This is a genomic window from Caballeronia sp. ATUFL_F2_KS9A, from assembly GCF_023630765.1.
Taxonomy (GTDB): Bacteria; Pseudomonadota; Gammaproteobacteria; order Burkholderiales; family Burkholderiaceae; genus Caballeronia; species Caballeronia zhejiangensis.
The window spans coordinates 78,472-102,099 of sequence record NZ_JALQEK010000050.1 but is presented as its reverse complement, the minus strand read 5'-3'; the positions used below and the strand labels follow the sequence as shown (position 1 = coordinate 102,099).

General features: G+C 61.6%; 21 protein-coding genes. 11 read left to right on the top strand and 10 right to left on the bottom strand.

Annotation, left to right across the window (positions count from 1 at the left end):
• Positions 1 to 354 precede the first annotated feature (354 nt).
• A complete protein-coding gene (gene aspA / locus NCS67_RS28905) occupies positions 355 to 1,773 on the bottom strand; it encodes an aspartate ammonia-lyase (protein WP_250437609.1) in 1,419 nt (472 codons plus the stop codon).
• A 197-nt stretch (positions 1,774 to 1,970) separates the two neighbouring features.
• Entirely contained in the window at positions 1,971 to 2,606 is a 636-nt protein-coding gene (locus NCS67_RS28900; RefSeq protein WP_008346417.1) for a TetR/AcrR family transcriptional regulator, read from the bottom strand.
• Positions 2,607 to 2,978: 372 nt separating this feature from the next.
• Between NCS67_RS28900 and NCS67_RS28895 the strand changes: the two genes are divergently transcribed.
• Complete coding sequence (locus NCS67_RS28895; RefSeq protein ID WP_250437608.1) at positions 2,979 to 3,596, top strand: NUDIX hydrolase; 618 nt, start codon at positions 2,979 to 2,981, stop codon at positions 3,594 to 3,596.
• Here NCS67_RS28895 and NCS67_RS28890 read toward each other — a convergent pair.
• Positions 3,593 to 4,309 carry a haloacid dehalogenase type II gene (locus tag NCS67_RS28890; RefSeq protein ID WP_250437607.1) on the bottom strand — a complete coding sequence of 239 codons (717 nt, stop codon included), beginning with the start codon at positions 4,307 to 4,309 and terminating at the stop codon, positions 3,593 to 3,595. The genes NCS67_RS28895 and NCS67_RS28890 overlap by 4 nt on opposite strands.
• A gap of 169 nt (positions 4,310 to 4,478) precedes the next feature.
• On the opposite strand from NCS67_RS28890, the gene NCS67_RS28885 reads away from it, so the two are divergent.
• The gene (locus NCS67_RS28885; protein ID WP_033536009.1) at positions 4,479 to 5,522 is read left to right on the top strand and encodes a Dyp-type peroxidase; all 1,044 of its coding nucleotides are present in this window, start codon (positions 4,479 to 4,481) and stop codon (positions 5,520 to 5,522) included.
• Positions 5,515 to 6,318 (top strand): family 1 encapsulin nanocompartment shell protein, encoded by an 804-nt coding sequence (locus tag NCS67_RS28880; protein ID WP_008346410.1) that lies wholly within the window; start codon positions 5,515 to 5,517, stop codon positions 6,316 to 6,318. Before NCS67_RS28885 ends, NCS67_RS28880 begins: the two co-directional genes overlap by 8 nt.
• An 18-nt stretch (positions 6,319 to 6,336) precedes the next feature.
• On the opposite strand, the gene NCS67_RS28875 is transcribed toward NCS67_RS28880, so the two are convergent.
• Together NCS67_RS28875 and NCS67_RS28870 are read right to left on the bottom strand one after the other, a co-directional pair.
• Complete coding sequence (locus tag NCS67_RS28875; protein WP_008346408.1) at positions 6,337 to 6,723, bottom strand: VOC family protein; 387 nt, start codon at positions 6,721 to 6,723, stop codon at positions 6,337 to 6,339.
• 141 nt (positions 6,724 to 6,864) lie between these two features.
• Positions 6,865 to 7,476 carry a TetR/AcrR family transcriptional regulator gene (locus NCS67_RS28870; RefSeq protein WP_250437606.1) on the bottom strand — a complete coding sequence of 204 codons (612 nt, stop codon included), beginning with the start codon at positions 7,474 to 7,476 and terminating at the stop codon, positions 6,865 to 6,867.
• A gap of 108 nt (positions 7,477 to 7,584) precedes the next feature.
• Between NCS67_RS28870 and yghU the strand changes: the two genes are divergently transcribed.
• Positions 7,585 to 8,460 (top strand): glutathione-dependent disulfide-bond oxidoreductase, encoded by an 876-nt coding sequence (yghU, locus tag NCS67_RS28865; protein WP_008346404.1) that lies wholly within the window; start codon positions 7,585 to 7,587, stop codon positions 8,458 to 8,460.
• Between the two features lie 279 nt (positions 8,461 to 8,739).
• Entirely contained in the window at positions 8,740 to 10,035 is a 1,296-nt protein-coding gene (locus NCS67_RS28860) for a glycosyltransferase family 87 protein (RefSeq protein WP_250437605.1), read from the top strand.
• Here NCS67_RS28860 and NCS67_RS28855 read toward each other — a convergent pair.
• Positions 9,996 to 11,453, bottom strand: coding sequence for an aldehyde dehydrogenase family protein (locus tag NCS67_RS28855; RefSeq protein ID WP_250437604.1), 1,458 nt, complete (start codon positions 11,451 to 11,453; stop codon positions 9,996 to 9,998). The genes NCS67_RS28860 and NCS67_RS28855 overlap by 40 nt on opposite strands.
• A gap of 100 nt (positions 11,454 to 11,553) precedes the next feature.
• Here NCS67_RS28855 and NCS67_RS28850 point away from each other — a divergent pair, with 100 nt between their 5' ends.
• The 6 genes from NCS67_RS28850 to NCS67_RS28825 all read left to right on the top strand — a co-directional run bounded on the left by NCS67_RS28850 (position 11,554) and on the right by NCS67_RS28825 (position 18,729).
• Positions 11,554 to 12,501 (top strand): LysR family transcriptional regulator, encoded by a 948-nt coding sequence (locus tag NCS67_RS28850; protein ID WP_250437603.1) that lies wholly within the window; start codon positions 11,554 to 11,556, stop codon positions 12,499 to 12,501.
• 255 nt (positions 12,502 to 12,756) lie between these two features.
• A complete protein-coding gene (locus tag NCS67_RS28845; protein ID WP_175980217.1) occupies positions 12,757 to 14,010 on the top strand; it encodes a porin in 1,254 nt (417 codons plus the stop codon).
• A 102-nt stretch (positions 14,011 to 14,112) separates the two neighbouring features.
• Positions 14,113 to 15,858 (top strand): tannase/feruloyl esterase family alpha/beta hydrolase, encoded by a 1,746-nt coding sequence (locus NCS67_RS28840; protein WP_250437602.1) that lies wholly within the window; start codon positions 14,113 to 14,115, stop codon positions 15,856 to 15,858.
• A gap of 768 nt (positions 15,859 to 16,626) precedes the next feature.
• Positions 16,627 to 17,637, top strand: coding sequence for a hypothetical protein (locus NCS67_RS28835; RefSeq protein WP_008346388.1), 1,011 nt, complete (start codon positions 16,627 to 16,629; stop codon positions 17,635 to 17,637).
• A gap of 100 nt (positions 17,638 to 17,737) precedes the next feature.
• Positions 17,738 to 18,028 carry a hypothetical protein gene (locus NCS67_RS28830; RefSeq protein ID WP_175980219.1) on the top strand — a complete coding sequence of 97 codons (291 nt, stop codon included), beginning with the start codon at positions 17,738 to 17,740 and terminating at the stop codon, positions 18,026 to 18,028.
• A gap of 143 nt (positions 18,029 to 18,171) precedes the next feature.
• Positions 18,172 to 18,729, top strand: a complete 558-nt coding sequence (locus tag NCS67_RS28825) for a hypothetical protein (protein ID WP_008346383.1) — start codon at positions 18,172 to 18,174, stop codon at positions 18,727 to 18,729.
• A 134-nt stretch (positions 18,730 to 18,863) separates the two neighbouring features.
• Here the strand turns inward: NCS67_RS28825 and NCS67_RS28820 are convergent, their stop codons facing one another.
• The 4 genes from NCS67_RS28820 to NCS67_RS28805 all read right to left on the bottom strand — a co-directional run bounded on the left by NCS67_RS28820 (position 18,864) and on the right by NCS67_RS28805 (position 23,462).
• The gene (locus tag NCS67_RS28820; RefSeq protein WP_250437601.1) at positions 18,864 to 20,213 is read right to left on the bottom strand and encodes an ATP-binding protein; all 1,350 of its coding nucleotides are present in this window, start codon (positions 20,211 to 20,213) and stop codon (positions 18,864 to 18,866) included.
• A gap of 317 nt (positions 20,214 to 20,530) precedes the next feature.
• The gene (locus NCS67_RS28815) at positions 20,531 to 21,424 is read right to left on the bottom strand and encodes a tyrosine-protein phosphatase (RefSeq protein ID WP_250437600.1); all 894 of its coding nucleotides are present in this window, start codon (positions 21,422 to 21,424) and stop codon (positions 20,531 to 20,533) included.
• A complete protein-coding gene (locus NCS67_RS28810) occupies positions 21,421 to 22,728 on the bottom strand; it encodes an ATP-binding protein (protein ID WP_250437599.1) in 1,308 nt (435 codons plus the stop codon). The genes NCS67_RS28815 and NCS67_RS28810 overlap by 4 nt, the downstream gene beginning before the upstream one ends.
• A 5-nt stretch (positions 22,729 to 22,733) precedes the next feature.
• On the bottom strand, positions 22,734 to 23,462 hold the full coding sequence (locus tag NCS67_RS28805; protein ID WP_008346377.1) for a response regulator: 729 nt from the start codon (positions 23,460 to 23,462) through the stop codon (positions 22,734 to 22,736).
• Between the last annotated feature and the right edge of the window lie 166 nt (positions 23,463 to 23,628).

Genomic DNA, 23,628 nt, shown 5'->3' with positions numbered 1-23,628 from the left:
CCACCCGGCCCCCCCCCCGCGGGGGCGCCCCGACACCCCCCGCCCCACAACACGGGGACCGGGACGACTGGGGGGGGGGGGGCGGGGGGGGCGCCCCCCCCCCCCGCTTCCTACGCCACTTCGCTAGTGCCACTTCGCGCTCTTATGGCGATTTCGGCCAATGACGTCCCACAGCTTGCGCGCCTCTTTCTGCACCGATTTCGCGTGTTCCTCGTGGTGAGGCTCCGCGTCCCCGGGAGCAGCCGTCGCGCCGCGTTTCGGGCGCTTGAACATATCGGCGAATCTCATCGCAACCTCCTTTCGCGGCAGGCACACCGCAAAAACAGTCTACTCCGGCTGGCGCGAAACGGCTTCTCAAGCCGCCGACGCGATGCCGCGCGGCTGCGTCAGCATCGCGGGCTGCAGGATTTCGTCGAGTTGCAACGGGCTCAACAGCCCTTTTTCGATGACGATCTGCGCCACGCTCTTGCCGGACACGAGCGCTTCCTTCGCGACTTCCGTCGAATGCGTGTAGCCGATATACGGATTGAGCGCCGTCACGATGCCGATCGAGCTTTCGAGGATCGCGCGCAAGCGGTCGCGATTCGCGCTGATGCCGTCGACGCATTTCGACGCGAGCGTGAGGCATCCCGCGCGCAAATGCGCGATGCTCTTGAAGAGACTGTGCGCGATGATCGGCTCGAACGCATTGAGCTGAAGCTGGCCCGCCTCGGCGGCGAAGCTCACGGTCACATCGTTGCCGATGACTTCGAACGCGATCTGATTGACAACTTCCGGAATCACCGGATTCACCTTGCCCGGCATGATGCTCGATCCGGCCTGCACCGGCGGCAGGTTGATTTCGCCGAGTCCCGCGCGCGGTCCGCTCGACAGCAGACGAAGATCGTTGCAGGTCTTCGAGAGCTTGACCGCGGCGCGCTTCAGCACACCGGAAAGCTGCACGAATGCGCCGACGTCCTGCGTCGCTTCGACGAGATTCGGCGATGTCGTCAGCGCGATGCCGGTCACGTCGCTCAAATGCCTGCACGCGAGCTGCGCGTAGCGCGGATGCGTGTTGATGCCCGTGCCGATCGCGGTGGCGCCGAGATTGATTTCGCAGATCAGTTTCGCCGCTTCCTTCAAGCGCGCTTCGTCCTCGCCGAGCATCACGGCGAAGGTGCTGAACTCCTGGCCGAGCGTCATCGGCACCGCGTCCTGAAGCTGCGTGCGGCCCATTTTCAGATCGTCGCGGAACTCGAGCGCCTTGCGTTCGAACGATGCGCGCAGCACGCCCATCGCTTCGATCAGTTGCATGATGCCCGCGTACGTGGCGATCTTCAGTGCGGTCGGATAGACGTCGTTGGTGCTCTGGCCGAGGTTCACGTCCTCGTTCGGGTGCAACACGCCGTATTCGCCGCGTCGATGCCCGAGATGTTCGAGCGCGAGATTGGCGATGACTTCGTTCGCGTTCATGTTCGTCGACGTGCCCGCGCCGCCCTGAATCACATCGACGACGAAATGCTCGCGCGCCGTGCCCGAGCGCACTTGCCTGCATGCGTGCACGATGGCCTGCATTTTCACTTCGCTCAGCACGCCGAGTTCGTGGTTGGCGAGCGCGGCCGCCTCCTTCACGCTCGCCAGTGCATCGACGAGATTCGGGTAAGCGGAAATGGCGATGCCGGTGATCGGAAAGTTCTGCAGCGCGCGCAGCGTGTGCACGCCGTAGTACGCGTTGGCGGGCACGGCGAGATCGCCGAGCAGATCGTGTTCGATACGTTCGATGGGCGCGAGCATGAATTTCCGTCCTGACTTGGGATGACGCACGAACGATCGGTCGTAACCGGCGCGCGCGCTCGGGAATGGCAGGCGCATCGAAGTCGATGCGCCGCTTTCTTGTGTCAGGTTGGAATCTTATGGAAGGCAGAAAAAACGTGAATGCTACTGTCGCATACGGCTATGCAACTTTTGCATGGCGTCCAGACCCGCGTTGGTCAGTTGGTTGGACGCAGGTAGGTGAGCAACATGTCGAGATGCATCTCCGCGATCGCGTGCTGACGTTCGGGCTCGGCGTAATTGCGGCCGGTGAACATGTCGATGGTGAAGCGGTTCGACACGATGTAATAGCCCATGCCGACGAGCGTCACGTAAAAATCGAGCGGATCGACGCCCTGACGAAAGTGTCCGGCGGCGGCGCCACGTTCGAGCGTCGCGCGCAGCAGATCGACCACTGGCGAAATGGTCTCGCGCAAATGGCTCGAACGCTCCAGATAACGGCCTTCGTGCAGATTCTCGTTGTTGATGAGACTCAGCCACTGAGGGTTTTCCCGCAGATGCGTCCAGATCGAATGAGCCAGTTCGCGGACCGCTTCCGCTGGTTGCAGGCCGGACAGATTGAGGCCTTGCTCGCGTTGCGAAAACTGCATGTACATCGCTTCGAGCACGGCGACGTAGAGCCCTTCCTTGCTCGCGAAGTAGTAGTAGAGCATGCGCTCGTTCGTGCCCGCGGCCGTGGCGATGGCGTCGACTCTCGCGCCCGCGAGGCCGAACTTCGTGAATTGCTCCGTGGCGGCCTCCAGAATGCGCCGCCGCGTCCCCTCGGGGTCTCGTTTTGTTCGTTGTTCGCTCATATCTTTGCGGCTACGGATCGAATTACGATTGTCATTTTGATAGATGACATTATGCCGACCGTAATGGGCCAGAGCATAGATCCGAGTATAAGTAATCTTGCCGCCTTGACGACGAAAAAATGAAACGCTAGCGATATCGTCGAATCGATGAGAAACCATAGGAAACCGTCAGTCCAGCTTGCCGCTCGCCGCGGCAGGCGGCCGCCTCCCTGCGCCGCAATGCGGAAAACGGTCCGGCGCAAGATGCTTGCGGTAAAGCGTCGCATGCATCGATGTTGCGACGAGGCGCAAGCAAAACTCACCGCTCTTTCGAACCTTAGAGCACCCGCTGCTCACGACCGCACAGTCATACATGGAAACGCAGGAATGAACATGTCCTCGAATCGACGACTCGAACAAGCGCGACGCCTGTTGGCCCTCGCACAAACGGGACTGCACTATACGAACGGCGCATTCGACAAGGAACGCTACGAAGAAATAGCGACGATCGCGTATGAACAGCTTGCCGAGATCGCATCGATGAAAGCGGGCGAAGTGGCGGAGCTTTTCGCATTCGAGTCGGGTTATGCGAACCCGAAGCTCGACGTCAGATGCGCCGTGTTCAACGAGTCCGGGCACATCCTGCTCGTGCGCGAAGCAGCCGATGGATTGTGGTCGCTTCCCGGCGGCTGGGCGGATGTCGGCCTGTCGCCTGCGGAGAATGCCGCGAAGGAAGTGCGTGAGGAAAGCGGCTATACGGTCGACATCGTGCGGCTGCTGGCCGCGTGGGATACGGCGAAGCACCCGCATCCGCCGTCGGTCTTTCACATCTGGAAGCTCGTCTTTCTCGGCGAGATCGTGGGAACCGGCAATGTGATCGGCGTGGAAACCGATGCCGTCGAGTTCTTCAGTCTCGACGACCTTCCGCCGCTGTCGCTGGGCCGCATCATGCCCGCGCAGATCCGGCGTCTGGACGCGCTGCGACGCGGCGGCGAAGTCGACTTCGACTAAAGCGAATTCTGATGGGCTTCGACCAGATCGGCCATGCTGTTGAAGCGGAAGTCGATCTTCGGCTGAACGCCCGGGTCCATCGTCGCGCCGAAGCCGGGCTGCGAATGACGGCGATAAATCCAGCACGATGCAAGGCCAAAACCATTCGCAGGCTTGTGATCGTGGAAAAGGCTTTCGGCCGTATGCAGGATCTTTTCCTTGCGGATTCCGCGCTCGCCCAGCTTTTCCAGCATGTATTCGAAATTGCGCGGCGAAGGCTTATAAGATCCGATATCTTCCGCCGTAATGATTGCGTCGAACTCCACCTGTAGCCTTGCATTGCTATGGGCAAAGCTCTCATTGTCGACATTCGACAGAATTACGAGCTTGTAATGCTGCTTCAGATATCGAAGGGCATCGGCGGAATCGGGGAATGCGGGCCAGTCGCGAATCGAGCGGCCATAGACCATGCAATCTTCCTGAGTGAAAGAAACGCTCCACTCTTCCGCGAGCCGCTTGTACACGATAGCCAGTAACTCCTGATAGCGCTTGCCCGGCGTGTACTTCTGTTGCGACGACTCGTGACGCGCATGGGCCTCGAGCACCTGATCGCGAGTCAGCGCGGGCTGAACGCGATCCAGCAGCGGACGCAGCGCTTCGAAGATACCGGTTTCCCAGTCGATCAGCGTGCCGTAGCAGTCGAAGGTCAGCGTATCGAAGTCAGTCAGTTTCACAGTCGCTCCTGTCGGTCGATGAAGATGATTGGATCACGAAGTTTGGCGCTCCGTGATGTTACATAACCGTGCGATTTCGGGTATTGATCACATGAACTTGGTGTATCGTCGGTTCGCAGCAGTGATACGCCAGCTTATGATCCTATGAAACTTCAGGTTATCTTTTCAGATGCCAAACAACACACCCGAACCACAAGCCGTCTGTGATCCTATTTCCCGAAGCGCGATCTTCATCGTCGCCACCGTGGCGCGCGGCGAAGGCAAGGCCGATGTCGTGCGCTCATGGTGCGGCGACATCGCGGCGCTGGTCCGCGCGGTCGGCACGCGCGCGCCGACCGCGAATTTGTCCTGCGTATGCGGCTTCAGCGCCGATGCGTGGGACATGCTCTTCGGCGCGCCGCGCCCCGCGTCGCTGCATCCGTTTCGCGAGTTCGGCTCGGGCGAGCGCCGCGCGATCGCGACGCCCGGCGACATTCTCATGCATATCCGCGCGGATCACATGGACCTTTGTTTCGAGCTCGCCGCGCAGATGCTCAACAAGCTCGGCGATGCAGTGACGGTCGTCGATGAAGTGCATGGCTTTCGCTACTTCGATCTGCGCGACATGGTGGGCTTCGTCGATGGTACTGAGAACCCGACAGGAAAGAGCGCCGCGCATTACACGATCATCGATGAAGAAGATCCCGATTTCGCCGGCGGCAGTTATGTGATCGTGCAGAAGTATCTGCATAACCTGGATGCGTGGAATGGCCTCACCGTCGAGCAACAGGAACTGATCATCGGACGTGAAAAGTTATCCGATGTCGAACTGGACGATTCGATCAAGCCGTCGTGCTCGCATAGCTCGCTCACGACGATCGAAGAGAACGGCAAGGAAGTGAAGATCCTTCGGCATAACATGGCGTTCGGACGTCCGGGAGCGAAGGAGTTCGGCACGTATTTCATCGGCTATGCGCGCACGCCCGCGCCGATCGAACAGATGCTCGAGAACATGTTCGTCGGCAGGCCGCCGGGCAATTACGACCGCCTGCTCGATTACAGCCGCGCGGTGACGGGCGGCCTGTTCTTCGTGCCGTCCAACGATCTGCTCGACGAACTTCCCGACCGCAACCCGGATGCCGCGACTTCTTCCGCCAGCGATAACGCGCCTGAAGATAGCCGCGCAGGAACATTGAACATCGGCTCACTCAAAGGAACTTCACAAGATGAATAACTTGCATCGAGAGCTCGCGCCGATCTCCGGCGCCGCATGGTCGCAGATCGAAGCCGAAGTCGCGCGCACGTTCAAGCGCGCGCTCGCGGGCCGCCGCGTCGTCGACGTGAAGAGTCCCGGCGGCACGGCGCTATCGGGCATCGGTACGGGGCATCAGACGAACATCGCTTCACCGAAGCAAGGCGTCGCGGCGAAGTTATACGACGTGAAGCAACTCGTGCAACTCACCGTGCCGTTCACGTTGCAGCGCGAAGCGATCGACAGCGTCGAACGCGGCTCCAACGATGGCGACTGGCAACCCGCAAAGACCGCCGCGAACGAACTGGCGCTCGCGGAAGACAGCGCGATCTTCGACGGCTTCGCGGCCGCCGGCATCACCGGCATCCGCGAGGGCAGCTCCAATGCGCCGACGTATCTCCCCGCGGACGTCGCCGATTATCCCGCCGCGATCAGTCAGGCGCTCGAGAAGCTGCGCCTTGCCGGCGTCGACGGACCCTATTCCGTGCTGCTCGGCGCGGATGCTTATACCGCGCTCGCCGAAGCGAGCGATCAGGGCTATCCGGTCATTCAGCACATCAAGCGCATCGTGAGCGGCGATCTCGTGTGGGCGCCCGCGCTTCAGGGCGGCTGTGTGCTCTCGACGCGTGGCGGCGATTACGAGCTGCATCTCGGCCAGGACTTGTCGATCGGCTATACGAGTCATACCGACACGACCGTGCAGCTCTATCTGCGCGAAACGCTCACGTTCCTGATGCTGACGAGCGAAGCGTCCGTGTCCATCGCGGCGGGCGAATAGCGTTTCGTCGCGATCGCTTCAGTTGTCGAATGTGCCCTGATACTCGGGCGCGGCATCGGAGCGCGTATTCATTTCGAACATCACGCCGCCCGGGGCGCGGCAGAAGAAGCGCGAGCCGCGCCCGTTGTTGAAGATGTCCGTCTCCATCTCCACGCCTTCCGACTTGAAGCGTTCGTATAGATCGCGCACATCATCGAGGCTCGGCAATTCGAAGCCGACATGAAACGCGCGCGGCCATTCCGGTGCATCGTCGCGCGCGTGATCGATCACGACATCGAAACCGGGACGCTTGAGTATGTACGACTGGTCCCACGTTCCGGATATCGTGAAGCCGAGATACTGCTCGAAGAATCGAGCGGTCGCGGGTGTGTCGGCGGAAGGGAAACTGAGGTGATTGAGCTTCATGTTTTGGCTCGGTCTCTACTGGGTTGATAGAGACTTCAGAATATAAGCAAAAGCTCACATTCGACTACTCGCATTGCGAACAGCCGCCGAAAGCCCGCAGCGATGCGGCTTGCACTGTCGCGTCGCTTCCACTGCTCGCATTTACGCGCCGCCGCTTCTCGACAGATATCCGAGAACAGCGGCCCGAACGCGGCGTTCGAGGTCGTCGAGATCGCGCTCGCCGCGTTCGCCCGCGGCATCGACCATGCCTTTGACGATGGCGAGCAGATCGGCCGCCGCCACTTCCGGATTCGGATGACGCGGTGCGGCACGACCGACGATCGTCTCGACCAGCGCGTCCATTTCCCCTTTCGCCACTTCGCCGCGCAATGCCGGCCGTCCTTCCGCGATATCGAGCAGACGCGCGAGCATCGGACGCTGTAGTTGCTGACGCACGGACGCGCCGATCAGATATTCGAGCGCCGCCTTGCCGCTACGTTTGGTGAGCGCGACCGATGCATCCTCATAAAAGCGCGCGCTTTCACGACGAATCAGCGCGACGATGAGCGCATCCTTGCCCGGAAAGTATTGATAGAGCGAACCGATGCTGACGCCCGCGCGACGCGCGACCGCGTTCGTGTTGAATCCTTCGAAGCCCTCGCTTTCGAGCACTTGCGCCGCTGCTTCGACGATGGATGCCACCGTGGCTTCGGAGCGCGATTGCGCGGGCGCTTTTCGCGGGCGATACGGTTTGTGCGATGGACGCTGGCTCATTCGTTTCCTCTCGTGGATTGCGGAGCCGATTGTACAAAGCCCGGTCAAGCATGTTTTCGGACGACCTGATAACCTCGTCCGAATTCATATTGCAAAGGAGCTTGAAGCATGAGCGCATCGAACGAATATGTGCCGCCGGCCGTATGGACCTGGACCAAGGAAAGCGGCGGACAATTTGCCAATATCAATCGGCCGGTCTCCGGTCCGACACATGAAAAGGCGTTGCCCGTTGGCCGTCATCCGTTACAGCTCTATTCGCTCGCCACGCCCAACGGCGTGAAAGTCACCGTGATGCTCGAAGAGTTGCTGGCGCTTGGTCATCGCGATGCGGAATACGATGCGTGGCTCATTCGCATCGGCGATGGCGATCAGTTCGGCAGCGGCTTCGTCGATATCAATCCGAATTCGAAGATTCCGGCGCTCGTGGATCGCAGCGGCGCAACGCCTGTGCGCGTTTTCGAATCCGGCGCGATCCTGCTTTATCTCGCCGAGAAATTCGGCGCGTTCGTGCCGACGGAACCGGCAAAGCGCGCCGAGTGCTTGTCGTGGCTTTTTTGGCAGATGGGAAGCGCGCCCTATCTGGGCGGTGGATTCGGGCACTTCTATGCTTATGCGCCGAGCAAGATGGAATATCCGATCGATCGCTTCGCCATGGAAGTGAAGCGTCAACTCGACGTGCTCGACAAGCGTCTCGCGCAGAGCACTTATATCGCCGGCGACGAATACACCATTGCGGATATCGCGATCTTTCCGTGGTACGGCGGTCTCGTGAACGGCTGGCTATACAACGCCGCCGAGTTCCTTTCCGTGCATGAATACAAGCATGTGCGCCGCTGGGCCGAATTGATCGGCGTACGTCCGGCCGTTAAACGCGGCCGCATGGTGAACCGTACTTTCGGCGAGCCGTCGAGCCAGTTGCATGAGCGCCATGACGGATCCGATTTCGATACGCGCACTCAGGACAAGATCGCCGCGGAGAAGTGACGACTGCGAGCCGCGTGACGATAAGAATCTGATATTTTTGTTCAACACGCGGCATGCATAAAAACGCACGAGCGTCATCCATTTTTCAAAAAGCAGTTTCTTCATTGCACTGCGCAAATACCAGATTGACGCGGCCCCTGTGATGCTGTCACGATTCGTAGGCCATACGATCCGCTAACGGTTCTCTCGCCCGATTTCATGCGACGAATAGTGGATCAATCCCAAAGGATTCATTACAGCGTCCTTACAACGTGATAGCCGGCACACGGGAGAACGTCCATGTTGAACGCTCGGGTTGGCGCCAGATCTGCGGATAACGTCCGGATCATCGCGGCTTTGCTCATGCTGGTCGCGGCGGGTTTTCTCGCGATTCGTATGGTCATCATCTATCACTACACGCTGAGTTATTCGGCCGATCATCCGAAGGCCTTCAGCGATTTCAATTTCTACTATTACGCCTTCAGCAGCGTGCTGAATTCGCCGCACGATCCGTCGCTCATCTATAACAACGAGCGGCTCGTCGCCTATCTGACGACGCTCGGCGCCAATCTCGACGATATCCTGATCTATTGTTATCCGCCGCAATTTGCGCTGATCTTTGCGCCGTTCGCGTTATTGCCGTCGTTCACCGCGAAGCTCGCCTGGGTCGCGATGTCGGTCGTGCTGTCCATCATCGGCGCAGTGCTTCTCGCGAAGATGGCCTATCGCGGCGAAGACAGGCGCGTGACCGCGCTGCTCATCGGCGTGACCATGCTGAGCTTTCCGGTTCTGCATGACGCCTATCTCGCGCAATCGAACCAGCTTCTTTTCTTTCTTCTCGTGACGTCGTTCTTCTTGATCGAGCGCGGCAATCGCTGGCTCGCGGGAGTCTTTCTCGCGTTCGCCGTCGTCTTCAAGGTGACACCGCTCGCCATCGTCGGCTTGCTTCTCTTGCGACGCGAATGGCGCACGGTAATCTCGACGGGCGTCTGCGCCATCGCGATCACGCTCTTCACCGCGAGCAAGCTCGGCTTTCGCGTGATCTGGGAATATCTGACCGTCGAGATCGGGCGAGCGCAGACGTACATCCTCGGTGCGGGTGGCTTGCCCGGCAACAGTTCGGTGCGCGGCGCATTGCAGACGATATCCGAAAAGCTCGGCACGGCCGCATCCGAAGCGACGCTTCACGCGACATCGACGATCTTCGCCGCGATCATCTGCGTGTTCGCGTGTTACCTCGTCTTCTTCCGCAGCCGCGACAAACGCATGGACTACGCGCTCGCATGCATGACGATGCTGCTTGCCGCGCCGATCCTTGAGCCGATCCACATGGTCGTCGCGCTGATTCCGCTCGTGATTCTGCTCGGCACGGCAATCGAGCGCCGCGATCTGCAACTGTCCGCGATCTCGCCTCGCATCGAGATGCTGCTTCTCGCGATTGCCGTGCTCTTGCTGTTCTTCATGGAGCGATCCGCGATGTACACGATCTCGGCGCTGATCACCTACGCGCTCTGCATCGCGCGTTATTTCGGGCCTGCCACAGCGGTGCGGCGCAATCAGCACGCGGAATCGGGCGGCCTCGAGTCGCGGGCTTGACGGACGCCCAGCAGTGCCTTCGGTTCGAGGAACGCTTCGATGCCGAACGTGCCGTATTCGCGTCCGATGCCCGATTGCTTGAATCCGCCGAACGGGGCAGCAGGTTCATGCGCGAGCGTGTTGACGAGCACGCGCCCCGCGTCGATGCGCGACGCCACCGCGTTCGCGCGCGCGGCGTCCGATGAAGCGATGTACGCCTGCAAACCATAAGGCGTATCGTTGGCGATCGCGATGGCATCTTCGATATCGCCGTACGCGATGATCGACAGCACCGGCCCGAAGATTTCCTCTCGCGCAATGGTCATGTCGTTGGTCACGTCGCTGAAGAGCGTCGGACGCACGAACCAGCCCGCGCCGACGTGATCCGGACGCCCCTCGCCACCCGCGATCAGTCGCGCGCCCTCATCGATGCCAATACGGATATAACGCTGCACGCGCTCCCATTGCTTGCGGCTCACCATCGGGCCGATGCTCGTATGCGGATCGCGCGGATCGCCCGAGAGAATCTTCTCGATGGCGCTCACGATTTTCTCTTCGAACTCCGCGAGCCGCGCACGCGGCACCAGAATGCGCGTGCCCGCGATGCATGCCTGACCGCTGTTCATGAAGCCAGCATCGAGCGCGAGCGGCACGGCTTCGTCGAAGTTCGCATCGTCGAGCACGATCGTCGGCGACTTGCCGCCGAGTTCGAGCGTCACGCGCTTGAGCGTATCGGCGGCTGTGCGCAGGATCGTCTTGCCGACGACCGTCGATCCCGTGAACGACAGCTTCGCGACATCGGGATGCGCGCTGATCTCCGCGCCCACAATATCGCCTCGGCCCGTGACGATGTTGAACACGCCTGCCGGAAGTCCCGCCTCATGCAGCGCTGCGGTGACGACGCGCGTTTGCATCGCGCTCATTTCGCTCGGTTTGATGACCGCCGTGCAACCCGCCGCGAGCGCCGCCGCCAGCTTGCCGCAGATAAAGCCGGCGTCGCTATTCCACGGCGTGATCAGCCCGGCAACGCCGAGCGGTTGCATCACCACTTTTGCCGTACCCGCGTCACGCAGGAACGCATAGTCTTCGAGCACCTTCGCCGCTTCCAGCAGCACGTTGCTCGCGTGTCGCGCCATCCAGCGGCCGCGCGAAACCGGTGCGCCGTATTCTTCGACGATGGCCTCGAAAAGCTCATCCTCTTTCGCGATGACGGCGGCGTGCATGCGCTTCAGCATGTCGATACGTTCGCGCTTGCCCGTCCGCGAGAATGCGGGAAATGCGCGTTTCGCCGCCGCAATTGCATTGCGCGCATCGTCCTTGTCTGCGAGGCGCACGCGGCCGACAACTTTTTCTGTCGCGGGATTGAAGAGTTCGAAAAGCTCGTTGCCGTGCGGTGTGACAAACGCGCCGCCGATATAAATCTGGTCGATGTCATGCATGATGAATTCGCTCGGTCGATGTATTGAGCAAAAGATAAGGCGTTTGCATTGATTCGACTAGACGTACAATCCGGCATGACCTATTGAACGATTTAGCATAATGAAAACATCGGGGCTCACCGAACTCGAAGCGGTTCTTTCCGTCGCGCGGCATCGCAGCTTTCGCGCGGCGGCGAATGAACTGAGCGTATCGACGTCCGCGCTGAGTCATGCGATCGCCGCGCTGGAGGCTCGCATCGGCGTGCGGCTCTTCAATCGCACGACCCGAAGCGTGTCGCTTTCCGAGGCCGGCGCGCAATTCGTGCAGAACATCGCGCCCGCGCTTTCGACGATTCGCGACGCGCTCGAACAGGCCGGCAGCTTTCGCGACACGCCATCGGGTACGTTGCGTATCAATACATCGGTGGGCGCGGCGCATCAGGCGATGCCGCTTTTCATCGCGTTCCTGAAGCGCTATCCGGACATGAAGCTCGATATCGTCACCGAAGGCCGGCTCATCGATATCGTCGTCGAAGGTTTCGATGCGGGCATTCGTCTGCTGGAAACCGTACCGCAAGACATGATCGCGGTGCCGTTCGGCGATCGCCAGCGCTTCGCCGTCGTCGGCAGTCCCGCGTACTTCGAACAGCACAAGCCGCCACGCACGCCTGCCGACCTCGCGACGCATCGTTGCATTCGCAGCCGCATGCCGAGCGGGTCGATCTATCAATGGGAATTCGAGCGGCATGGCGAATCCATACGCATCGATGGCGACGGCGCGCTGACGCTCGACGAACCGGGCATGATGCTGACCGCCGCGCGCGCGGGGATCGGTCTCGCTTACCTGACCGAATGGAATGTCGCCGCGGATCTCGAAGCAGGCGCCCTCGTGCGCGTGCTCGAAGACTGGACGCCGCCGCTCGACGGACTATGCCTCTACTATCCCGGCCGTCGTCATGTGCCGGCGGGCTTGCGCGCATTGACGGACATGATCCGCGAATATGCCGACGCAAATCGAAAGCACCCGGCGCTGAAAATGAAGCGTCGAAAGGTCAATTCAAAGACTTAACGCCGCCATCAGTTTTGTTTATCGCGGTTTTCGGTGTGAGGCGTTCGATTGTCGCTTGAAAGCGGCATTCCGACACTGTGCCTGCAAGGCTCGCCTCATTTCCGGACGCGACCTTGCATTTCACTTTCGGTATCGGATCAATGGTTAACCCTTTCTTTTCATGCCCTGTCATCGGCGTACGTTCGCACCGGCGGGCAATCGTCGCACGACGCGCGATGCTATCGCTCACCAATCCAACGACAACGATGAGGGTGTATGAGAGTGAGACATCAACTGAAGCCATTAAGCGCGGGCGTGTTGTTCTATGCGGCGGCGATCGCAACGCCGGCGTTAGCGCAAAGCAGCGTCACGCTGTACGGTATCGTCGATGATTCGATCGTCTATCAGAGCAGCCAGACCAATCTCGCAAAGACGAACCCGGGCCGCTCGAACGTCAAGACCGGATCGGGCATCTGGGCCGGTAGCCGCTTCGGTTTGAAGGGCGCCGAAGATCTCGGCGGCGGCAACAAGGCCATCTTCCAGTTGGAATCGGGCTTCGACATCAATAGCGGACAAGCACAGTTCACCAATGCGATGTTCGGCCGTCAGGCATGGGTCGGTCTCACGAATCCGGCGTACGGTACGTTGACGTTGGGTCGTCAATACACCTCGTACTACACGCTGCTCTCGCCGTATAGCCCGACGAACTGGCTGACCGGTTACTTCGGCGCGCATCCGGGCGATCTGGACGGCCTCGACACGATCTATCGCGCGAACAATTCGATCGTCTATACGTCGCCGAAGATGTATGGCTTCACCGTAAGCGGCTCGTACTCGCTTGCAGGCGTGCCTGACAGCGTGTATCAGGGGTCGACGTGGTCGGCTGCGTTGCAATACCAGCAAGGCCCGATCGGCGGCACGGTCGCGTTCTCGCGCATCAACAACGCGGCCAATGGCGGCGGCATCTACAGCAGCAGCTCGACGACGATCAACAGCACGGCAGCGACCGATGGTTCGGGTCAGCCGGGCGTGTCGGCGGTGACGGCCGGTTATCAACGCGCACAAGCGCAGCAGCGCTTCGCGGTTGCAGGCGGTTATCAGTTCAACAGCGCGTGGGACATCTCGGTCACGTACACGAACGTTCAATACATCCCGGGCGTGAATTCGCAATTCACCGACGAAGCCGTGTTCAACACGGTCGGCTCGGTGTTGCACTGGAAGGCGACGTCGGCATGGGACTTCGCAGCGGGCTACAGCTATACATGGGCCAGCAAGGCGAACGGCATCAACGACGCGGCTTCGTACCACCAGTTCAATCTCTCGCAGTACTACTCGCTGTCGAAGCGCACGGGACTGTACGCACTGGAAGCGTTCCAGCGTGCGAACGGCAACACGCTGGCGGCGCCCTCGGGCACCGCTACGAACCGTCAGACGGCCGCCAACGCAACGATCGGCGACGGCTTCCAGAGCGCGCCGTCGGCATCGCGCAGCATGTTCGCGGCGGGCGTCGGCATCATCCATCGCTTCTGATCGAACGCGCGTAGCACCACGATCGTTTCATATCGTCCGCACGCTTCGGCGTGCTGGCGACGTTCGTCCGTACGCCATCAAAACGAAGTCTAGGAGATAACTATGAGAGCTCTGGATCCCAAGCGATTAATGGCGCTGATAGCCGCCTGCCTCGTGACCGTCGTCGTCACGGCATGCGGAGGCAGTGGCAACAATAGCGGTAGCGGCAACGCCGCGCAAACACCCTTGGCCGTGGTGAAACCTACGGTCGATTGCTCGAAGCTGGCATCGGTCGATTTGAGCGATATCGGCGGCACCGGCAGCACGATCACATCGGCGACGGTCACGGCCGCGACCGTCAACGGCGCCACCGTCAACTTCTGCACGGTCAAAGGCACGCTCGCGCCTTCGAATACGTTCGAGGTCGCACTGCCCGTCGACTCGTGGACACAGCGCTTCGCCGAACTCGGCTGCGGCGGCTTGTGCGGCAATCTGAGCGATCCGACTCAGCAAAGCTCCTTCAGTTTCAGCTATACGTGCCCGCTCGTTCAACAAGGCGGCTTTGTCACGGCAGCGACCGACATGGGTCATTCGGGTCAGGATTCGACATGGTCGACCGATCCGCAAAAGCAGGCCGACTTTGCGTATCGCGGCCAGCACATCACGACGCTCGCCGCGAAGAAGTTGATCAAGGCTTACTACGGACACGAGCAGAAATACGCTTACTTCGTCGGCTGTTCGGATGGCGGCCGTGAAGCGCTGATGGCCGCGCAACGTTATCCGTCGGATTACAACGGCATCGTCGCGGGCGCGCCGGCTGCGCATTTCCAGATTCAAAACTCGCTCTATCACGGCTGGAACGTCGAATCGAACAGCACGACGGGTACGAGCGCAGGCAAGGCCGTGCTCTATGCCGACAAGGCTCAACTGCTGCACAAGGCAGTCGTGGCTGCATGCGGCGGTCAAGCCAACGTACCCGATGGTCTCCTCGCCGATCCGCGTACCTGTCACTTCGATCCCGCATCGATTCAATGCGCGGCCAATGCATCGAGCACGAGCAACTGTCTGACGGCCGCCGAAGTCGCAACGGCCTCGAAGATCTACAGCGGCCCCACCGATACGAACACCGGCATGCCCATGCTGGGCGGCTCGCCGCAGTTCGGCTCGGAAGCGAACTGGATCGGCGTCGAAGTGCCGACGACGAACTCGACGGACGCAGCCGTGCCGGTCACCAGTCTCTTCAGCTACATGATCGTGACCGGGGCATATAACCTGATCTTCACGGGGTCGCCGTCGATGCCGAATGTCGACACCTTCGGCTATCACGATGCGAGCTTCTATTCGAGCTATCTGCAGGCGAACCATCCGCTCAACGATGCAACGAGCCCCGATCTGTCGGCGTTCAAGAACGCGGGCGGCAAGCTGATCCTGTGGCACGGCTGGGCGGATCAGCACATCTCCCCGCTTTTCACGATCCGCTATTACCAGGCCGTGAAGGACACGATGGGCGAAGCGAGCGCGAACGAGTTCTCGCGTTTGTATGTCGTGCCGGGCGTGGGTCACTGCGGCGGCGGCGAAGGCTTTCCGAACATCGATCTCGTATCGCAGATCACGGGCTGGGTCGAACAAGGCACATCGCCGAATGCGGTGATGACCTATCAGACCGATGCGACGACGAGCAAGGTGACGGCATCGCGTCCGGTGTATCCGTATCCGGCCGTGGCGAAGTTCAGCGGCAGCGGCGACTGGCACGACGGTGCGAACTGGAGCCAAGGTGCGCCGCTGTATAACGACGCTGCGCCGACATGGGCGGGCGCGAGCTTCTATACGTCGTATAGCCCGAAGACGCAGGGCGTGGCTGCACCGTAAGTTGCATCGAGCGCGCTGCTGTCGTTCCATCATTACCGGTGATGCAGCGGCGCGCACATCCCCCTTGACTCACGCGGGCAAAGAGTCAGTTCTGCTGCCACGAGAAGTTCCTGTGCCGTTCTCGCCGAAGCATGGTAATCCAAGCAAGGCAAGCGAAACGATTATCAGCACCCTTGCTGCAGTAGAAACGGCTACGCAGAAAACGATAAACGGCAGAAAAGACCAGTCGAAATGTTGCCGTACACAAGATGTTTTTTCTGCTATCGGGTTTACTTCTACGTCGGAACAAAGTAACCTTTCCCCGCTGACTTAATACCGGCAACGCACGCTCAGGGCGCGAACTGCATCGCGCCGCCGTCAGCAATTTTGACGTCATCGAAGTCGTATCGCTGCACATGTTACCGATGACCGACGCGAATTCACGTTCGCGGATCATCGTCATCGAACGCTGGCCATTCCGCATGCACATCGTTTTTGTGCTCGGCTTTGCTTCAGCGAATCTGCACTGGCTTGGCTTTTTCGGCGCACCGATACGCGTCGTCAATGGCGTTCATCCTGAGCCGGTCATCGGATTACTAACAAGCTCTTTCAACTATTTCGGATGCGCGACCGATTCTGCGCATCGCCTCGTTGATCGCTCGACCCGGCGCTCAACGTGTGCCCTGATCGTTGCGAAAGCGCGCATCTCCGTTAGTCATACTAAACGCCATGAAGAACAGAATTGCCTCCTTCCTGCCCCGATCCATTGCGGCAACCCTCGCCGCAAGCATGGTGCTTGCCGCCTGCGGTGGCAGCGACAACCCCGCCGACACCGCCGCGGCCAGCACGAGCGCGGCATCGCTGAAGTCGACCGCGAAGGCCGCAAGCGGCAGTGGCTCGATCTTTTACGGCGCGAACGGCCACAACAGCAACGGCGGCGCATACGACGTCGTGGGCGCGAAGACGCAGTTGTCGCAATTGCAGGATCTCGGCGCAACGATCTATCGCAATGACGTGTACAGCCAGACATCGGCCAACATGGTTGCGAACATCGCGAAGACGATGGAAGAAGGCGGCGTCACCGTGTATCCGGTGATGCTCATGAACCTGAACTACAACAGCGAGAACGACGCCTACAAGGCGGGCTACACGCTCGGCCAGCAGACGGCCAACAGCTACCCCTACAAGTACTACGAGGTCGGCAACGAGCTCGAAGCGAAGGCGCTTATCGGCAATGTCGACGGCACCGTCTGGTATCAGTACAACAACTGGTCGTTCATGCTCGCGCGCGGCGTGATCCGCGGGATGATCGCAGGCGTGAAGTCCGTGGACAGCTCCGCGAAGATCGTCCTGGGCGGCACCTGGCTGCACACCGCTTTCTTCCAGATGCTCGCCGACGGTTCGCAACCGGACGGCACCTGGGGTCATCCGGCGGTGAGTTGGGATGTCACGTCGTGGCACTGGTATTCGAGTCAGGGCGACATGACGCACGCATGCGGCGGCACGGGATGTCATGACGTGCTCCAGTTTCTGCACGATATGGGCAAGCCGGTATGGATCAACGAGTTCGGCGTGCGCCCAGACTTCGGCTCGTACAGCCAGATCGCGACATACATGACAGGCAGTCTGATGATGGCGCAGTTCGCGAGCGTCGCGTCGAAGTACAACATCCAGTCGATTCAGGCCTTCGAACTCTACGACGACAGCGAAGGCGATTACGGTCTTATCCAGAGCGACGGACTCACGCAGAAGGCCGCCTACTGGGCATACAAGACCTTCGTGCAGAACCATCCGATGTGATCGGGCCAGCGGTAAGGAACCGAAAGGCGGGCGTGTTCAAGCATCGTCGCGACAGGCCGTTATTGCGGCTTTGCAGTAGCGCATAAAGACGAGGCCAGCGATGCAGATCAACAGTGCGACCACGGCCGCCTATACGAGCGCCGATACGCCTCTTCCCCGCCGCGCCGCGCCTGCCGATGACACGACTGACGTCGAGCAGGACACATCGGCCGACGATGCCGCCGTGCCTCAGCAAACCAACCCGCCGTCATCGGTGAAATCGTTCGCTTATGGCGCGCTCGGGCTGGAACGTCCCGAAGTGCAGGCGACCGATACGAATGGCTTCTACACCGCGGGCAAATGGGTTGCAGCGGCGGCGACCATCGGCGGAATCGTGTCCCTGTTCGTCTGATCGCTCGCGGATTAATACCTGGAAATAACTCGCCGGATTGGCGCCTTGCTCCGCATATCGGATGACGGCGCGTCGCGGGAAGATATCGATGCGTGATGTCGACAGACACACCGCCCTTCTTTCCATCGATACGACGCCAAGCCATGCAAGTTCAATTCGGCGGCCCGAGCATGTTCGGCACGCTCATCGCTCGCGCGCTCCTTGCCTTCGGGGCAAGCGCGCTTTCCGGCTGTACGTGGACGCTGATTACGGCCGCCGATGCCGCCGGCTCGCTCGTGCAGGCGGGCATGACGGTCGCGTCGAACTATTCGTCGCCGACATCGGTGACGGGCTCGCCTGCCTCGTTGCAATCCGTATGCATCGAACTGAACCAGAACGTCGCGACAGGCGACTTCGTGCCCTCGCTGCAGGTCGCGTTGCAGCGGCGCGGCGTGATTTCGACGGTCTATAACCCCGGCACGTCGCCGCCCGGTTGCGAGGCGATGTTCGTCTACGCCGCGACGACGAGCTGGAACAAGCGCGCGTTCGGCAGCGAGCCGGTGCCGTATCTGTCGGCGATCGATCTCACGATCGTGCGTCAAGGGCAGATTCTCGTGACGGCGCGCTACGACACCAATGGTCTGAACGTAGACCGTTTCGCGAGCGCGCGGCAGAAGCTCGATGCGCTGGTCGACCGTATGGTGGTCTCGCGCACACAGTGAAGGGCGCTTTCCTTACGGCATCTTTCCGATGCGATTTCACGCGTGAAACCGGTGCTAATCTGCCTGCGCAGTAGTTGTTGACCGATCCCTCTTGCGGCTCGCCATCGTTCTTCTGGCGAGTCGCCTTTTTTTTATCACATGCTCCCGGCGGTCCGCTCGCGCAGCGGATGCCAATAGCACACGCGCAGCCCCGTCTCTGTGTTCTGGAGCACGAAGCGAGCGCCACTGCGCCGCGCGGTTTCGGACACGATCGAAAGGCCGAGGCCGCTGCCCATCGTGCGCGTGCCGGGGATGCGATAGAACGGCTCGAGCACGCGAGTCAGTTCGTCGTCGGGAATGCCTGGTCCCGAGTCTTGCACCTCCAGCAGCAAGTCCTGTCCGCTCACAGTGACGGATACATCCACTCTGCCGCCTTCCGGCGTGTAGCGCACGGCATTGTCGACGAGATTGCGCAACACGACGGCCAGCGCGGGCGCGTCGGCGATCACGTCGATATCGTCGACGCGTTCGAGCCCGAGATCGACATGCTTGTCCTCCGCCATGTTCACCGACTGGATCACGATATCGGTTGCGAGTTCTCGCAGCGATACGACCGATGGCTTCATCGACGATCCATGCTGCGAACGCGCGAGCGCGAGCAACTGTTCGACGAGCCGCGCAGTGCGCCGTATCGCGGCGTGAAACGTGACGAGACGCTCGCGCGCGACGATGGCCGAGTCCGCGGCGCCGAGATGCTCCGCCTGCAACGACAGCGCGGCAAGCGGCGAACGCAGCTCGTGCGCGGCATCGGCGATGAAACGGCGCTGCTGGGCCATCGCATCCTTCAGGCGGCCGATGAGCCGGTTGATCGACGTGACGAACGGCAGCAGTTCTGCCGGGATGTCTTCCTCGGACAGCGTGTCGAGCGTTGCATCGTCCTGCGAGTCCACGACACTCGCGAGACGGCGCACCGGCAGGAGCATCCGCCGCACGAGAAAGAAGACCAGCGCGACGATCACGGGCGTCAGGGCGAGCATCGGAAAGAGGGTACGCATTGCGCCGTCGCTGGCGATTTCATCGCGGATCGTGGACAGCTCCGCGACCGCGATCCGGTCTCCGGAATGCAGCGTGCGGACATCGACACGCCAGCGCCTGCCATGCGTTTCGAGGTCATGCAGGCCGTCCTTGAGCGTCGCCGGAACGATGATCGGTGCCGATGCGTTCGCGGCTTCCCATTCAGGCTCCAGGCGCGAGATGACGAGCCGCACGTCCGAATCCTGACTGCCTTGCCACGCGACGGCGGTCGTATCCAGAACGAGCTTTTTCGCATCGATGAGCGCGCCGATCTCGCGCAGATGACCGTCCTGAAGCTTGTTCGCTTCGTGAGACGCGGCGGCAAACGAGGCGACGCCCGCCATCACGCTCAGTGCGGCGACGACGGAGGCAATCCACCAGGTGAGCCGCGAGGTCATCGAGCGGGGTGAGCGGATCTGGTGTGTCTCCATTCGAGGCCTCGTCTATTTTTTTATGTATCGCAGGGTTCTATTTTTTCAGAATGGCGGGCGTGCTTGATTCGTGGCGGGAATGCTAGCACCGCCGCGAAGGAGATTTGATTTTGACAGGCGATACGGGAGCGTGCATATCGCCACGATGACGGCCCGTGCGGGAAAGCGAGGCAGAGAGCCTCGTTCGAAGGACTGGAGCGACGCCGGCGCGGCGAGAAACCGAGCGAGCTTATCTGAGCAACTGCTTCAATTGCGGAATCGGTAAGACATCGGAGCGCGCGGCGAATCGGAAGGCCGCGCTCGAATCCTCCACCACCCTACCCCACCAACTTCGCCCGCAACATCGCCACATCGGCGGCACTCACCGCCAACCCCTGCGCGAGATAGTTACTCAACGTCCCGAACCCGCTGTGCATCTCCTCGAACGCGGCTTCGATCGTCGCGCTTTGCGCCCGATAAAGCGGCGCGACCGCCTGCGCATTGATCCCGGCACGCGCCGCATGCGCTTTCACGCGCGCATCGATCTGCGTCTCTGCCGCCGTGTTCGTCAGCAGATAGTCCTGGATGATCACATCGAGCGGCACATCGGCGATGGCGAGCAGCAGCGCCGCCGCCCAGCCCGTCCGATCCTTGCCCGCCGTGCCGTGGACCACCTGCGCGCCTGAAACACGCGCAAGCCGAGTCAGCAGCGCGCCGAATTGCAAGCGCGCGGCCGGATCGGTCACGAGCTGACGCTGTCGCGCGTTCATCCACGCGGTCGCGGCGGCCGCATCGACGGGCGTCGCGCCGGCTGCGTCGATCGGCGCGATCTCGTGGGTCTCGCGCACCGCGTCCGTCGGCACGCGGTCCGGCGCAAGCGACGCCTCCGCCACCACGCGAAGATCGTGCACCGCGCGCAACGACAAGCGCGCAAGCAACGCCGCGTCCGCATCGCCGGGTGTCAGTGCGCCGGACCGATAGAACACGCCACGACGCAAGCGGCCGCCATCGACGGTCGGATAGCCGTCGCCCACGCCGGCCACATCGCGGAAATTCTCGACCGTGGAGAGCCTCGGCGTTTCCATCACGCTGCGCTCTTCGCTCGCGCCGCCGCACGCCGATAGCAATGCGCCCGCGCCGAAAGTGGTCGAAAGCAATGCGACGCGCGCGCCGCCGCGAATGAAAGCGCGGCGCGACAAAGGCGCCTCACGCGTGGACGAAGCAAGCATCATGTTTGATCAAAGGGAATGACGATACGCACGATCAGCCCGCCGCCCTCGGCATTGGCGATCTCGCAGCGGCCGCGCTGCTCGCGCGCCAGACGTTCGACGATGGTGAGCCCGAGGCCGCAATGCCCGTTGCCGCTGCGCGCGGGATCGAGCCGCACGAAGGGACGCAGCGCTTCGTCCAGGCGCTCGTCGGGAATGCCGGGTCCGTGATCGCGCACTTCGATCAGCCAGTCGCCATCCCGCAGCGCGGTGCGAATCTCGACGGGCGGCTCGCCATGTTCGAGCGCGTTGTCGACGAGATTGGTCATCAGCCGGTCGATGAAAGTGCGCGGCAAGTGAAACGCATCGCCCGCTTCGAGCGACAGCGCGAACAACGGATCGTCGCCATCCTCGGGCGACGCGAACTGCTCGGCGATGAACGCATCGACGCCGGTCGTCGCGCCGTCCGACGACGACCGTCCCGCGAATTCGAGAAACTGCTGCACGATGCGCGTCATCGAATCGATGTCGCGCAGAAAATTCGCGCGCTCGCGTTCGTCCTTCGCGAGCACGCTCGCCCGCAGCGACAGGCGCGTGAGCGGCGCCTTCAGATCGTGCGCGATGCCGGCCAGCATCACGGCGCGATCGTCATCGGCGTCGGTGAGCTTTTTCATCATCTGATTGAACGCGCCGATGAGCTCGCGCAATTCGCGCGGCCCGTTTTCCTCGACGGGCACCGGCCGCTCGCCGCCGCCGAAGCGTCGCGCGGCCTGCGCGACGCGCGCGAGCGGCCGCTGCAACTGCCATGTCGCAATCAGCGAAAGCACGAGCGCGCCGGCGAGCAGCACGACGCCTTCGGTCATGAAGGGCGCGGGCGGCGGCAGATCGATCGGCGCGACGATCCACACATTGCTCGACGGATAGCGCACCCAGAGCCGCGATTTGTTATGGCCGTCGATATCGATCGCGATCTGCGTTCCGGGCGGCAAACGACTGGCGAGCTGCCGCGCGAGATGCCCGTGACGCGTCTTCGCGGGATCGCGCAGCGTCAGCGGCTCCGGCATGTTCCACACCGGCACGATATGCACGCGCGTCTCGCGCATCAGCCGTCCGCCGAGCGCGACATCGTTGTGCGCCGCTTCCAGCACGATCAGCAGCGCGCGCGCGTAACCATCCGCTTCCTTGTGCGGCCCTTGTACGTGGAGAATCGCGAACCATCCGACCTGCAGCGTGACCAGCACGCCGATCGACACGATCGCCATGCGGCCGAACAGCGAATCGATGAAACCGCGCAGCGTCCGCGCGGACTGCCAGAAACCCGAACGCATCGCGGCTACGCCTCGATCCAGCCGGATGCCGAATCGTCCGCATCGGGAACGAAGACATAGCCTTGCCCGCGCACGGTCTGCACATGACGCGGATGCGACGGATCGTCTTCGATCAGACGGCGCAGACGCCAGATCGGCACATCGAGGCCGCGATCGCGGAAAGGCAGATCGTCGCGATGCACGAGATCGTGGATCAGCACGCGCGACAGCACCTTGTACGGATTCTTGATGAAGACCTTCAGCAGCGCGAACTCGCTGTCGCGCAACGCGATGCGCTCGTCGCCGCGCAACAGCGAACGCGACACGAAATCGACTTCGAAGCGCCCGAAGCGTTCGCGCGGCGCGGGTTCGGGCCGGCTCGGCGCGGCCGTGCGCCGCCGCAGCACCGCTTCGATCCGCGCGAGCAATTCATGCGGATCGAACGGCTTGGCGAGATAGTCGTCCGCACCCGATTGCAGGCCGGCGATTTTTTGCGGAACGCTGTCGCAACCGGTCACGAAGATCACCGGAATGTCTTCGCCCGCCGCGCGCAGATCGCGCAGCGCGCGCAAGCCGTCCGTGACCGGCATCATGATGTCGAGCACGACGATGGACGGACGTTCGAGCTCCAGACGCCGACGCAAACCGGCGCCATCGTGCAGCACGGAAACGTCGATGCCTTGCTCTTGAAAGAAGCGGCGCAGCAGGTCGCGCACCGCGGGATCGTCGTCGACGATAAGAACCGATGTAGCCATCCCAAAATTCTATTCGTACACAAATGCCTTACAGCGCGTCTCGCGCGTCGCGCAACGTTACGGATTCTTACCGGACGCGTCTTTCGCGCGATGAAGCCTCGCAGCACGCGCGTTCCATTCCCGCGACAAGCCCCGCGCGTCGGTAAAGCGCCCTCGAAACGCGCCC